The organism is Arthrobacter sp. G.S.26, from assembly GCF_050847375.1.
GTDB lineage: Bacteria > Actinomycetota > Actinomycetes > Actinomycetales > Micrococcaceae > Arthrobacter.
Window position 1 is genome coordinate 1,921,817 of record NZ_CP193752.1, and the last position, 13,834, is coordinate 1,935,650.

The window sequence follows — 13,834 nt, forward strand, 5'->3', positions numbered from 1 at the left end:
TGCGCCTTGCCGGAGAGTCCAGAGCCGGACCGGTATTTGCCTGCAGCACCAACAGACGGCCGACGGCGGCACTTGGCGGCCGCCGTCGGGCAGCCGATCCGCCCCGTCGCCCCAGCTGCCCTGGTGCGAAGCAAACTTAGTGATCTTGCTCCATCTTGGCGGCCCAACAGCGTGGTTAATGTGCAGATTCGGGCGCGCACCAGCATAGTTAAGCTTCTGGACTTGCGCTTTTTGGGTAAAGTCCCCGCAGGAACGCAGGACGGAAACGAACAGAGGCTTGAATTGGCAGGTAACGCAACCTTCCGGCATCACAACTCGGCGCTGCTTTCGGTAAGCAGTGTCGAGGCTCCCATGATCGTCAGCTCCACGGAGTTCGACCGCAGGCTGGCGTCCACGCTGCAGCGGCTGAAGTTCCCGCCGCGGCTGCTGGAACGCGTGGCAGGCATCACGCACCGGCGCTGGTGGGCGGCCGGGACCTCCTTCGATGATGCAGCCATTGAGGCCGGCGCCAAGGCCCTGGCTGAGGCCGGCATCAATGCCTCGCAGGTGGGGCTGTTGATCAACACGTCGGTGACCCGGCGCAACCTTGAGCCATCCGTTGCGGTGAAGATCCATCACGGCCTGGGCCTGCCGTCGTCGGCCATGAACTTTGACCTGGCCAACGCCTGCCTGGGATTCGTCAACGGCATGACCCTGGCGGCCAACATGATCGACTCGGGCCAGATCGACTACGCAATGATCGTCAACGCCGAGGATGCCCAGGGTACGCAGGAGGCCACACTGGCCCGGCTGCAACGGCCGGAAACCACCCGGGAGGACTTCAACCGGGAGTTCGCCACCCTGACGCTGGGCTCCGGTGCAGCGGCAGCAGTGCTTGGCCCCGCGGACCGGCACCCCGGTGCCCATCGGATTGTGGGCGGCGTGATGCGTGCCGGCACCGAACATCACGAATTGTGTGTGGGCGGCATTGACGGCATGTCCACTGACACCAAAGGCCTGCTCGACGGCGGCCTGCAGCTTGTGGTGGACGCCTGGCACGAGGCGCACCCCGAGTGGGACTGGGGCTCCATGGACAGGTACGTCACCCACCAGGTGAGCAACGCCTATACGCAGGCCATCATCGACGCCATCGACCTGGATCCTGACAAGGTCCCCATCACCTTCCCGCACTGGGGCAATGTGGGTCCGGCGTCCCTGCCCATGACCCTGGCCGCCGAAGCGCAGTCCCTGGAAGCCGGGGACCGGGTGCTGTGCATGGGTGTGGGCTCCGGCCTGAACACCGCAATGCTGGAACTCGTTTGGTAGCCGCCGGCTGGCCCGGGGTCCACCCGGAGTGGCCGCGGGAAGTTGATGTGCCATCCACCTCCGCAGCCGATGGGCCGGGAACGGTCCGCCGCTGGCACCTGCTGGACAACAGCGCCCAGCTGCAACGCCTGGGCCTGGAACCTGCCGGCACCCTACTCTGCGTCCACGGCAACCCCACTTGGTCCTACCTGTGGCGGACCCTGCTGGCAGCAGGGTCCAATCCCGCCCATCCCTGGCGCGTGGTGGCCGTGGACCAGCTGGACATGGGCTTCTCGGAACGGACGGGAACGTTCCGCCGGCTGGCCGACCGGATCAACGATCTGGGCGACCTGACTGATGCCCTGGGCCTGTCCGGCCCTGTGGTCACCGTGGGCCACGACTGGGGCGGTGTGATCAGCCTGGGCTGGGCCCTGGCGCATCCGGACGATCTTGCCGGGGTGGTGCTCACCAACACGGCCGTGCATCAGCCGCCGGAATCGGACATCCCGGCGGCGCTGCGGCTTGCCCTCCACCCGGCCGTGCATGGCTGGGGCACCACAACCTCTGATGCGTTCCTGCGGGTGACCCATGCGCTGGCCCACCCGCCGCTCTCCCCGGATATCCGGGCCGCCTACATGGCCCCGTACCGCGGCGCGGACCGGCGGGCCGGCGTCGGAAATTTTGTGGCGGACATCCCCGTGGACGCCGGGCATCCCAGCTTTGCTGCGCTGTCCGGCGTCGCGGAACGCCTGCGCGGGTTGGAAGTACCGGCCCTGATGCTGTGGGGCCCCCGGGATCCGATCTTCTCCGACAAATACCTCAAGGACCTCGCCGGCCGGCTGCCGAACGCCACTATCCACCGCTTCGAAGGCGCCGGCCACCTGGTGGCCGAAGACCGCGACATTGCCACGCCGGTGTTCCAATGGCTCGCTGACCAGGGGACTCCGGCGCTGCCGGAACCTGCCGCGCCGGAACCGGTAGCTTTCACGCCGCTGTGGGACCAACTCGGGAAACTGGCCGCAGGGCCCGCCGCAACGGGGACCGCCGTCGCCGAAATGGCCGCGGATGGCACAGTGGACCGCTCGCTCAGCTGGCAGGACCTGGAACGCAACATCCTGGACCTCGCTGCGGGACTGCACGACGCCGGCGTGGAACGCGGCAGCCGGGTCAGCCTGATGGTTCCGCCCGGTGTGGACCTGACCGTCACGCTGTATGCCTGCCTCCGGCTGGGAGCCGTGGTGGTAGTGGCAGACGCAGGACTGGGAACCAAGGGCATGAGCCGCGCCGTCAAGGGAGCCACCGCCGATTTCCTCATCGGCATCGACAAGGCGCTGGCCGCCGCCTCGGTCCTTGGCTGGCCTGGCCGGCGGATCAGCGTCCAGGACCTTCCGGCCGCACGCCGGCGGCTCCTCGGGGTGGAAACGTCGCTGCAGGCGCTGGCGCGGGCAGGTGCCCCCGCCAGCGCGACCCACGTGATCGGAGCAGCAGATCCGGATGCCCCCGCAGCGGTGCTGTTCACTTCAGGGTCAACCGGGCCCGCGAAGGGCGTCCTCTACACACACCGGCAGCTGGCAGCGATGCGCGACACTGTGGCCGGCACGTTCGGGATCCGACCCGGCGCACGGCTGGTGGCGGGATTCGCCCCCTTCGCCTTGCTGGGACCAGCCCTCGGTGCGGTGTCCGTCACCCCGGACATGGACGTCACTGCGCCCCGGACCCTGACAGCACGCGCGTTGGGGGACGCCGCCGCGGCCATCGGCGCCACGGTGGTCTTCGCCTCGCCGGCGGCCCTGCGGAACGTTATCGACACCGAGACCGGCATGGGCGGCTCCGGCCGGGAGGCCCTGGCACGGATCGGCTTGCTGCTCTCCGCCGGCGCACCGGTCCCCGAACCGTTGCTGGCACAGGTGCAGCGCCTGCTGCCCCTCGCTTCCCTGCACACGCCCTACGGCATGACCGAAGCGTTGCCCGTCACGGACATCAGCCTCGGGCAGATCCGGCAGGCCGCCGCTGACGCAGCCGCCGGCACCGTGGCAGGAGCAGGCAACGGCGTCTGCGTGGGCTGGCCCGTCCAAGGCGCCCGCGTAGCCGTCATCCCGCTTGCCGCGGATGGTTCCGCGCCCGGCTCCGGACCCAGCACCGCGCCTGGCGTGACCGGGGAAATCCTGGTCAGTGCTCCACACGTCAAAGAGGCGTACGACAGGCTGTGGTTGGTCCAGCGCGGAAGCGTCTCCGTCCCGGGCTGGCACCGCACCGGTGACGTGGGCCATTTCGACGCCGCAGGCCGGCTCTGGGTGGAAGGCCGCCTCGCCCACATCGTCACGGCCCCCGACGCCACCGTGACGCCGGTGGGCGCCGAACAGGCCATCGAACGGCTCCCCGGCATCAGGTTGGCTGCCATCACCGGCGTCGGCCCGGCCGGCACCCAGGCCGTGGTGGCCGTCGTCGAGACCCTCCCACCGGTCCGCAAAGCGGGTCCAGCCACGCCTGAACTGGCCGGCCGCGTCCGCGGCGCTGCACGGGATGCGGGGGTTGACGTCGCGGCGGTGCTCGCGGTGCCTGCGCAGCCCACCGACATCAGGCACAACGCCAAGATCGACAGGACCAGGCTGGCGCGGTGGGCAGAACGCGTGCTGGCCGGCGGCCGGCCGGGGAAGCCGTGAGGGTCCTGGTAACGGGTGCCAGCGGACTGCTCGGCGGAGCGGTGGCGCGCCTTTTGGTCCACCAGGGCCACACGGTCGCCACCTTCCAGCGCCGCCCCTCAGGAGTCGACGGCGCCACGGACTTCCGCGGTTCCGTCACCAACGCGGGCGAACTTGACGCAGCGGTCCGCGGCGCGGAAGGGATCATCCACCTCGCGGCGAAGGTTTCCTTCACCGGCCGTGCCGCGGAATTTGACGAGGTGAACGTTGCGGGCACCCGCCGGGTATTGGACGCAGCCCGCGGGGCCGGCGTACGGGACGTGGTGTTTGTTTCCTCACCGTCGGTGGCCAATTCCGGCGCCGCCATCACCGGCCTGGCCGCGGAGCCTGCCGATCCCGTGCGGGCTCACGGCGATTACTCCCGCACCAAGGCGGAAGCAGAACTGCTGGCGCTGGCGGCGAACAGCCCGGAGCTGCGGGTGGCGGCGGTGCGCCCCCACATCGTCTGGGGCCCCGGCGACACCCAGCTGGTGGAACGGGTCCTGGCCCGCGCCAGGCACGGTCGGCTGCCCCTGCTCGACGCCGGCGCCGCCTTGATCGACACCACGTACGTGGACAACGCCGCCGCGGCCATCGTGGCAGCACTGCACCGCATGGACCACGTCAGCGGCCAGGCTTTGGTGGTCAGCAACGGTGAGCCCAGGCCAGTGGGCGAGCTGCTCGCGGGCATCTGCGCCGCCGGCGGCGTCAAGGCGCCCTCCTGGGCGGTGCCGGGTGTGCTGGCACGGGCCGGCGGAGCAGTGGTGGAGCGGCTCTGGACCTGGGCCGGCCGGAACGAGGAGCCGCCCATGACCCGGTTCCTGGCCGAGCAGCTGTCCACCGCCCACTGGTTCGACCAGCGGCGCACCCGCGAACTCCTCGACTGGACGCCCGCTGTGTCGCTGGACGACGGATTGGCGAAACTGGCCGCGCACTACGGGCCGGCCGGCCGCTGAGGGTTCCCGGGCGACACCCAAGGCCGCGCCGGCTGCGTCAGCTCAGCCGCACGGCGAATCGAGCGGGGGGAGCAGCACGTCATCGGCGCGCTGGATGGTGGGGGTAACAGCGAGTTCGGGTTCGGTGTCCTGAAGAATTTTTCCGAAGCTGAAATCGATGGTTTTGCTTTCCCCTGGCTTGAGGACGATCGTATGGACCGCCACGGGACGGCCCTGGTGCAGGTGTGGCGACAGGTCCACCGCCCGGCCGTCCTCGGTGACCGCCTCCACGTTCGCCTGCAGCGGACCGTAGGCCACAACATTCGTCCGGACTGAACCCGGTTCCACAGTGCGCCCGCCTCCGGTGACGTAGGCAGGCAGTGAGGTTGCTGCGTCCACGGGAGCGGTGTTGGTGCTTTTGACCCGCACGGTGGTTTGTTCGAAGCCCCCCCTGGGACAGGCTTTGACCAGCTGGACGGTGCGCCGCACGTAGTAGTCCATTTTGGCGCCGGTGTCATCGTTGAGGTAGATGCCGAACTGCGCGGGCGCAAGGCTGGGGCCGGAGATCGATCCGCCGAGGTCGTACCTGCCCAGGACATCCTGTTCGCCCGTTGCCGCGGACCACACCCGGACCCGGCCTTCGGCTGTACCCTGGGTCAGCGCGGTCATGAGCCCGGCGGCTTCCGGCTTGCCGCTGGACAGCGCGCCGAAGATCTGCCGGGCGGCTCCCGCGAAGTACTCGTCCTGGCTTTTGGGCTGCGCTATTTTGGCGTAAACGTCCGAGAGCAGGGTGGGGACCACGTTTTGTTCGGTCAGCTCGGTTGGCAGGCCAACGGCGGCCGCCGCCACCAGTTCCAGGCCCGTGAATTTGACCGGGCCGGTCGCTGCGAGGATGTAGCTCAGGGCCACGGGATCGATGGAGATGACACCGTCCACCCCCTGCCCGGTTTTCCGTTCCCACATGGCCCTGGCCGTTGCGGCGGCGGAGGGGAAATCAGGCGTCAGGTTTACATCCTGCATGGCGGTGCCCAGCCGGGCCGTGTACAGGGCCAGCTGCTCCGGGTCGCTCCCGAGGGCCGGGGTCATGGTGCCGAGGTCCGCGGCGCTCCGTTGGGCGGACAGGGTCAGTTTTCCCCGGTCCAGGGTAATGACGGCCAAAGCGCCGGGGATTCCGCCTGATGCGCGGGATTCAGCGTTGTTTTGGATCATCAGGAGATAGTTGCGCGGTGCGTCCGCGCCCAGCATCGCCGGGGCCACCCTGGCTGCGTCGGCGGCTGCACTGAGGGCTCCGGTGACCTCCCGGAGTTGCCCGCGCGCCAGGTTCAGCTGATCGGCCACCTGCGGCCATACCCTTCGGTCATCAATGGCTGCGAGCCGGTCCGAGGAAGCCCGCACGGCGTCGGCGGCCGCAGCCACACTGGGTGCAGCGGCTTTCATGGGTTCCAGGTCGGTGCCGGATTCACGCGGGACCAGGGTGTCCCAATCCAGGGACGCCAGGACGTTAATCAGGGGCAGGAGCCCCAGCCTGGTGATTTCGTCGGCGGACCGCGCCACTTCCGTGACGGTGCTGAAGTTCGGTCCAGCCCAGGGGAGGCCGGACGCGGCCTCCCAGAGCGGGTCATGGGCGGCCCTGCTGGCCGCTGCAGTATGCAGCCGGATGCTTTCCGCCGTTCCCCGGGCGCCCGCAATGTCCGTTCCGGCCACCTGTTGCCGCATTTCAGGCATCAGCCGCGCGACGGCCTTCAGATCGGTTTCGATGGACGACGCCAGGTCTGCCACCCGGATCCAGGCGGCCAGGACCAGGATGAGCAACGCGGCCGCTGCGAGGATGAGCCACGTGCGGGGCGGGATCCGCCTGATGTGCGCACGGGCCCGGTGCCGCTCGCCAAGATGCCGGTGATGTAAGGGTTCCTGCGCTTCGGTGCTCATTGTCCAGCGGACCTGGCCCTTCGTCTTGCGGCGTCGCGGAGTCCCCCTTGGTGGATGACTCTAACGTGCTGACAGCGCGGCGTGTCAATGCTCAGGCCCCTAATTACTTTTGCGGGACCGGCGTTCCGGGGTCGCCCGTTGCTGCTGGCGGAGGGCCAGCAGCGGGAATGCAAGGATCGAGAGCATGCCGGCACCAACCAGCGCCGAAGCCATTCCACTGGTTATCAGGCCCTGGTCTTTCCCGATCGCGGTGACGGCGACAATGATCGGCAGTCCCGTTGCGCCGAACAGCATGATGGCCCGCTTGTCCGCGAAAGTGGAATGGGCGGGAGCGGCCAGCAGCGCCGGAAACCCGCGGATCACCAGCAGCAGGAGCAGAAACAGGGGGACCAGTGCCAGGGCAGCGGGGCTCCCGGTGAGTGCACCCAGGTCAAAATCGATGCCCGTATCGATGAAAAATACCGGCACCAGGAAGCCGAACGCAATCGCGTCGGTTTTGGCCTCGATGACTGTCCTGTCCTTTTCCGGCGCCCGCGCCATGGCAACCTTCCACAGGACACCGGCCGCGAAGGCTCCCAGCAGCATGTCCAGGCCCAGCACCATGCTCAGCACCACCAGGACGGTGAGGATGAACATGATGGCGCGGACGGCGAACTGGCCGCTGGTGTGAAGGGTCCTGGTGACCTGGGAATGGAGCAGCGTGTGCCTGGACCGGGACGCCAGGACAATGGCCAGGCCCGTCAGGAGGACAAAGCCCAGCAGCACGGCGGTTGCCGGGCCCAGCTGCCGGCCGCTGAAGAACACGGAGATGGCGATCAGCGGGCCGAACTCACCCGCCGCGCCGAGTGCGGTCACTGCTACGCCGAGTGGCGACCGGGACCGGCCCTCGTCGCGGAGGATGGGCAGCAGGGCGCCCAGGGCCGTGGAGGACAACGCCACGCCGATGATCACTGCCGCGCCCGCTGCCGGGACAAGGATGAAACCGGCGGCGATTCCAAGGGCCAGCGAGATGATCCACCCGGTGGCCGCGCGGTTGGCCGGCCTGCCGCGGATCAGCGCGAAATCGATCTCGTTGCCCGCAACAAAGAAGAGCATGGCCAACCCGAAGTCCGCCAGCGTGTCGGTGAACGCCGTGGATTGGATCCACCCCAGCAGGCTGGGACCCAGCAGGATGCCGAGGACAATTTCGAAGACCACAATGGGCACCTTGACTACCCGCTCAAGGAACCGGGCGGCCAGGGGTGCCAGGATGGCCAGCAAGGCGATCAGCACCAATGACGTGGAAAGGCCCTGCATCAGCGGCACCTCCGGCACCTTGGCTGCCCAGCGGAAGAAAGTAGTCCAAAGCTACCGCCGCCTGGTCCGGCGGCGCTACTGGTGTGGACGCCGGATCAGGGAATGATGCCGTCGCCGCGGTATCGGTCAAACAGCCTCCGGAAGGAATCATCAGTCCGGCGGTAGCCCTTGAAGCCTGCCTGCCGGCTCTTGCCCATGTCCGCGAGGACTTCCATGGTGCGTCCCAGGTCAGCGTCCGTATGCCACCACGAAGCGACCCTGCCCAGGTCGGATTCGACCAGTCCGTGGTTGGCTGCGATCCTCGACCACTCTTTTTCCATGCCCCGCATCTGCTCTTCGAGCGGCCGTGGGGCGTCCTTGAAGCCTTCGGCTGTGACGCCGAAGCAGGCCGCCAGCTTTGGCCACATCCAGCGCCACCGGAACACGTCCCCGTTCACCACGTTGTAGGCCTCGTTGCCTGCCTGCTCCGTCGTGGCTGCCCAGACCATATGTTCCGCCAGCAGGTCCCCGTCGGTCATGTCGGTGAGGCTGTTCCACTGGGTTTCCGAGCCGGGGAAGATGAACGGTTGGCCCAGTTCCTTGCACAGGGTTGCCTGCGCCGCCAACGTGAGGCCCATGTTCATGGCGTTACCCACGGCGTGGCCGATCACCGTGTGCGAACGGTGCACGGACCAGCGGAACCCCTGCCGCGCTGCTGCCGCCCACAACTCATCTTCCTGGGCGTAGTAGAAATTCGGAACCGGCAGCCGGGGTTCCTCCTCGCGGAACGGTGTATCCGGAACCGGTCCCGCACCGTAGGACTCGAAAGGCCCAAGGTAGTGCTTCAGCCCGGTCATCAGGGCTACGTGCTCCACCGGGGCATGGGCCAGGGCCCGGAGCAGGTTGCGGAGCATCGCGGCGTTGACGCGGATGTTCTCCTCTTCCGAATCCTGCCTGGCCCATGCCGTAAAGAAGACGTGCGTGGGTTCGGCCCCGGCCAGTGCCCCGGCAAGGCTGGCCGGTGACATCAGGTCCGCGGCGATGTGCCTCGCGGTTGAGCCGGCGACCGGGGTCCGTGAGAGTGCCAGGACCGTCCAGCCGCCCTCCCGCTCCAACTGCTCAATGATGGCCGAGCCGGCGATTCCGCTGGCCCCCACCACCAGTGCTGTCCGGGTGGGCGTGTCCGTTGGGCGGGTGTCCGGAGTAGTCATTGGGGTTCCTGGCTGTCGTTGGGTTGCGCCGGTCCGGTCTTTGGTGGGACCTGGCGCCGGCGGTGGGCGCTTTGTGGGGCGCCCGTCCGATTCTCTCCCATCCGGCGGCCGCGGTGGGGGATGCCGTGCCCAGGGCTGGCGCGGGCACTATGCTGTGCACAACAGCGTCCTGACCGGCTCCCCGGGTCCGGCCTGCACGGACACCCGAACTCCAGCACCAGCTGCACGAAGGAAGTTGCCATGGGAACAGAACAAGCCAACGACGGCTTCGGTACCATCTCCGTCGCCGCCATCCTTGCCGAGTCAGCTGCCCGCAGGGCCGACGCAGTCGCATTGATCGTGGGTGACGAAAGTGTTACCTATGCCGCTCTCTGGGACCAGGCCAAGGCCTACGCCGGGGCACTGCGGGACCGCGGCGTGGGCCCGGGCGTGCCCGTGGCCATCCTGGTCCCCAACGTGGCCGACTTTGCCCGCGTTTACTTCGCGGTCCTGGCCCTGGGCGGCATCGTGGTGCCTGTCCATGCGCTGCTGAAGGCACGGGAAATCGAGTACGTGATCCGGGACAGCGGCGCGGAGCTGCTGGTCTGCGCGGCGCCGCTGCTGCCGGAAGGCGAACCGGGCGCCCGGGCCGCGGGAACCCCGGTCCTGACCGTCCTGGCGGCCGAGGCAACGGACGGACTGCCACGCCTCGAAGACGCGGCGGCGGATACCGAACCTATCCGGACGTACGTGCCGCGCCGGCCGGAGGACACGGCAACCATCCTGTACACCTCGGGCACCACCGGGAAGCCAAAGGGGGCGCTGGGAACGCATTTTGCGCTTGTGGAGCAGGTGAACGTGCTGCTCACCAGTACATTCGACCTCCGCGCCGGAGACAAAATATTCGGCGGGCTTCCGCTGTTCCACACGTTCGGCCAGACGTGTGTGCTCAACGCCGGCCTGCGCGCCGGGGCCACCGTGGTGATGCTGCCGAGGTTCACCGGCGCGGCAGCGTTGGACCTGGTGCGCCGCCACAACATTGACATCTTCTTCGGCGTCCCCACGATGTACATGGCCCTCCTGGAAGCGATCAGGGCCAGTCCGGGCCGCCCCGAGGGACTGAGGTATGGCATCTCGGGTGGCTCCTCCCTTCCCGTGGCCGTGATCGATCGCTTCCGCGAACTTTTCGGCGTGGAGATCTACGAGGGCTACGGGCTGACGGAGACGTCCCCGGTGGCGAGTTTCAACCATGTGGGCACCACACCGCGTCCCGGAACCATCGGTACTGCAATCTGGGGAGTGGAGGTGGCCATTGCCCGGCCGGAGGTGGCCGATGCCATCGAACTGCTTCCGGCAGGTGAGCTGGGCGAACTGGTGGTCCGGGGCCACAACCTGTTCAAGGGGTACCTGAACCGGCCCGATGCCACCGCCGAAGCCCTGGTGGACGGCTGGTTCCGGACGGGGGACCTCGGTACCAAGGACGGGGACGGCTACCTGCGCATCATGGACCGCAAGGGCGACATGATCATCCGGAACGGCTACAACGTCTACCCGCGGGAGGTCGAGGAGGTCCTCAGCCAGCATCCGGACGTGGCCTCGGTGGCGGTTTTCGGGGTACCGCATGAGGTCCATGGCCAGGAGATCGCCGCGGCTGTGATCGCCGTGCCCGGCAGCACCGTGACGGCGGGGGAACTGGCGGAATTTGCGCAGGCCCGGCTAGCGGCCCACAAGTACCCCCGCCTCATCGAGCTGCGGACCGAGCTGCCCCTGGGCCCCAGCGGGAAAATCCTGAAGCGGACCCTGCAGGCGTCGTTCGGCGACGACGCCGAAGCCTCCCGGACCGGGGGTCAGTAGCTGCCGGGGGTCCCGCCGTCGTCAGTCCGGGCAAATTCCGCCGCCAGCGTCTCGCTGCCCCGGGCCAGGAGGGCGACGTCGGCGCCCACCAGGATGAAGGCGGCCCCAACGTCGAGGTAGTGCCGGGCGGTGGCGGGGTTGAAGGCGTTGACGCCGGCGGGTTTGCCGGCAGCCTTCGCGGCGGCGAGACAGTGTTCGACGGCGGCCATCACCGTGGGGTGTTCCTGCTGTCCGAGAAGTCCCATGGACGCGGCGAGGTCGGAGGGGCCAAGGAAGATGGCGTCCACGCCGTCCACCGCGAGGATTTCCGCGACGGCGTCGACTGCGGCGGCTGATTCGATCTGCACGGTGAGGCTGATGGTGTCGTTGGCCCGGGACAGGTAGTCCGGGACGCGGTTCCAGCGGGCGGCCCGGGCCAGGGCGGATCCGACGCCCCGGACGCCGTGGGGCGGGTAGCGGGTGGCCGCGACCGCCGCTTCGGCGTCCTGGACCGAATGGACCATGGGGATCAGCAGGTTCTGCACGCCGAGGTCGAGGTACTGCTTGATGAGTACGGTGTCGTTGACCGGCGGCCGGACCAGCGTGTGGACGGGGTAGCCGTGGATGGCCTGGAGCTGGGCGAGGATGGATTCGAGTCCGTTGGGGCTGTGCTCGGCGTCCACCAGCAGCCAGTCCAGGCCGGAGCCGGCGCAGAGCTCCGCGATGAGCGGGCTGCCGGAGCACACCCACATCCCGGCCAATGGCCTGCCGGCGTTTTCTTTTTGATGGCGCAGGGTGTCCCGGAAGGTGTCTTCTAGTCGAACCGGCATGTGACACTCCCGAGGGGTCCGTAGTCTGCGTGCACCGTATCGCCTTTGGCTACCCAGAGGGGACGGGTGAAGGAGCCTGCCAGGATGATGTCGCCGGCTTTGAGCGTGTCCCCGTGGGCGGCGATTTTGTTGGCGAGCCAGTGCACTCCGTTGGCCGGGTGGTCCAGGACTCCTGCCGCGACTCCCGTTTCTTCGACGGTCTGGTTTTTGTAGACGATGGCGGAGACCCAGCGGAGGTCCACGGCGTCCGGTTTCACCGGGCGCCCGCCCACCACCATGGCTCCCATCGCGGCGTTGTCCGCGATGGTGTCCACGATGGTCCGGCCCTCCATTTCGATCCGGGAGTCCAGGATCTCCAGGGCCGGAACCACGTAGTCGGTAGCGTTCAGGACATCGAAAATGGTGCAGTTCGGGCCCTTGAGCGCTGACTTCAACACAAACGCGAGCTCCACCTCCACCCGCGGGTGCGTGTACTTGTCCCAGGCCACGGAGCAGCCGGTGTCGAGGACCATGTCATCGAAGATGGCGCCGTAATCCGGCTCGGTGATGCCCGTGGCGGCCTGCATGGCCCTGGACGTGAGGCCGATCTTCCGGCCCACCAGGGTGCGGCCGGCTTCCTCGTTCCGCCGCCGCCACAGCTGCTGCACGGCGTAGGAATCGGCCACCGTCATGCCCGGGTAGCGGGCAGTGAGCCGGGGGACCGGCGTCCGGGAGCGGCCGGCCGCCACCAACTCATCCGCGATGGCCTCAATTGTGGATTGGTCCAGGGTCACAGCTGGGCCCCGAGCTTGAACCCTTCGGCGGCGCCGTCGCCGGTGGGCCGGGTGTAGGAGAAGCCGTCAGCCCCGACGGTGACAGCCATTTCGCTTTTTTCCTCCCGGACGATCACCGGTTGCGGGTTCCCGTCCAGGTCCAGGACCAAGGAAGCTTCCGTGTACCAGGAGGGGACCACCGGGTTGCCCCACCAGTCGCGGCGCTGGTTGTCGTGCACGTCCCAGGTGATGGTGGGGTTGTCGGGGTCGCCGGTGTAGTAATCCTGGGTGTAGATCTCGATCCGGTGGTTGTCCGGGTCCAGGATGTAGAGGTAGAAGGCGTTGGAGACGCCGTGCCGGCCGGGGCCGCGTTCGATCCTGTCGCTGATGCGCAGGGCGCCCATCTTGTCGCAGATCTGGATGATGTTGTGCTTTTCGTGGGTGGCGAACGCGACGTGGTGCATCCGGGGCCCGTTGCCGCCGGTCAGGGCGGTGTCGTGGACTGTTTGCTTGCGGTGCATCCACGCGGCGTACGTGACGCCGTCGGAATCCTTGATGTCTTCGGAGACGCGGAAGCCGAGGTCTTCGAGGTAGGCGCGGCCGCGGGGAACGTCCGGGGTGACCTGGTTGAAGTGGTCCAGCCGGACCAGTTCGCCGGCGGAGTAGAGGTCATAGCGCTGGGTGAGGCGTTCGACGTGTTCCACGTCGTAGAAGAACTCGTAGGGGAAGCCCAGCGGGTCCTCTACGCGGACGGAGTCCCCAACGCCTTTGGTGAAGCCTTCCTTGCGGCGCTCAACCCGGCAGCCCAGTTCGCGGTAGTAGGCTTCGGCGGCGTCCACTTCGGCGGCGGACTTGACCCGGTAGGCGAAGGCGGCCACCGCGGCGACGGGGCCCTGGCGGAGCACCAGATTGTGGTGGATGAACTCCTCCAGGGACCGCAGATAGATGGTGCTGCCGTCTTCCTCGGTGACGTGCAGGCCCAGGACATCCACATAGAACTCGCGGGACTTGGCGAGGTCGGTGACCACAATTTCCATGTAGGCGCAGCGGACAATGTCCGGAGCCGGGGCGGTGGGGGTGGGAACAAAATTCGTCATGGTGCGCTCTCTTCGTTGAAAGGGTCTC

The 13,834-nt window shown here is 68.1% G+C and carries 10 protein-coding genes; 4 read left to right on the forward strand and 6 right to left on the reverse strand.

Annotated features, from left to right (window positions below; genetic code table 11):
* The first annotated feature begins 282 nt into the window (after positions 1 to 282).
* The 3 genes from ACRB8A_RS08705 to ACRB8A_RS08715 are packed head-to-tail and all read left to right on the forward strand — an operon-like array spanning position 283 to position 4,921.
* Entirely contained in the window at positions 283 to 1,305 is a 1,023-nt protein-coding gene (locus ACRB8A_RS08705) for a 3-oxoacyl-ACP synthase III (RefSeq protein ID WP_050685225.1), read from the forward strand.
* Positions 1,299 to 3,947, forward strand: coding sequence for an alpha/beta fold hydrolase (locus ACRB8A_RS08710; protein ID WP_056599847.1), 2,649 nt, complete (start codon positions 1,299 to 1,301; stop codon positions 3,945 to 3,947). The genes ACRB8A_RS08705 and ACRB8A_RS08710 overlap by 7 nt, the downstream gene beginning before the upstream one ends.
* Complete coding sequence (locus ACRB8A_RS08715) at positions 3,944 to 4,921, forward strand: NAD-dependent epimerase/dehydratase family protein (protein ID WP_050685224.1); 978 nt, start codon at positions 3,944 to 3,946, stop codon at positions 4,919 to 4,921. The genes ACRB8A_RS08710 and ACRB8A_RS08715 overlap by 4 nt, the downstream gene beginning before the upstream one ends.
* Positions 4,922 to 4,963: 42 nt before the next feature.
* Here the strand turns inward: ACRB8A_RS08715 and ACRB8A_RS08720 are convergent, their stop codons facing one another.
* From ACRB8A_RS08720 to ACRB8A_RS08730, 3 genes are all read right to left on the reverse strand, one after another.
* Positions 4,964 to 6,829: a DUF4012 domain-containing protein gene (locus tag ACRB8A_RS08720; RefSeq protein WP_082484283.1), complete on the reverse strand. Its 1,866-nt coding sequence runs from the start codon at positions 6,827 to 6,829 to the stop codon at positions 4,964 to 4,966.
* Between the two features lie 99 nt (positions 6,830 to 6,928).
* Entirely contained in the window at positions 6,929 to 8,125 is a 1,197-nt protein-coding gene (locus tag ACRB8A_RS08725) for a cation:proton antiporter (protein WP_056599848.1), read from the reverse strand.
* A 95-nt stretch (positions 8,126 to 8,220) separates the two neighbouring features.
* Positions 8,221 to 9,315, reverse strand: a complete 1,095-nt coding sequence (locus tag ACRB8A_RS08730) for an SDR family oxidoreductase (protein WP_056599851.1) — start codon at positions 9,313 to 9,315, stop codon at positions 8,221 to 8,223.
* A gap of 240 nt (positions 9,316 to 9,555) precedes the next feature.
* Between ACRB8A_RS08730 and ACRB8A_RS08735 the strand changes: the two genes are divergently transcribed.
* Positions 9,556 to 11,148 carry a long-chain-fatty-acid--CoA ligase gene (locus ACRB8A_RS08735; protein WP_056599853.1) on the forward strand — a complete coding sequence of 531 codons (1,593 nt, stop codon included), beginning with the start codon at positions 9,556 to 9,558 and terminating at the stop codon, positions 11,146 to 11,148.
* On the opposite strand, the gene ACRB8A_RS08740 is transcribed toward ACRB8A_RS08735, so the two are convergent.
* The 3 genes from ACRB8A_RS08740 to hpaD are packed head-to-tail and all read right to left on the reverse strand — an operon-like array spanning position 11,142 to position 13,806.
* Positions 11,142 to 11,957: an HpcH/HpaI aldolase family protein gene (locus ACRB8A_RS08740; RefSeq protein ID WP_200933659.1), complete on the reverse strand. Its 816-nt coding sequence runs from the start codon at positions 11,955 to 11,957 to the stop codon at positions 11,142 to 11,144. The genes ACRB8A_RS08735 and ACRB8A_RS08740 overlap by 7 nt on opposite strands.
* Positions 11,942 to 12,724 carry a 2-oxo-hept-4-ene-1,7-dioate hydratase gene (gene hpaH, locus ACRB8A_RS08745; protein WP_056599905.1) on the reverse strand — a complete coding sequence of 261 codons (783 nt, stop codon included), beginning with the start codon at positions 12,722 to 12,724 and terminating at the stop codon, positions 11,942 to 11,944. The genes ACRB8A_RS08740 and hpaH overlap by 16 nt, the downstream gene beginning before the upstream one ends.
* A gap of 2 nt (positions 12,725 to 12,726) precedes the next feature.
* A complete protein-coding gene (gene hpaD / locus ACRB8A_RS08750) occupies positions 12,727 to 13,806 on the reverse strand; it encodes a 3,4-dihydroxyphenylacetate 2,3-dioxygenase (RefSeq protein ID WP_056599859.1) in 1,080 nt (359 codons plus the stop codon).
* Between the last annotated feature and the right edge of the window lie 28 nt (positions 13,807 to 13,834).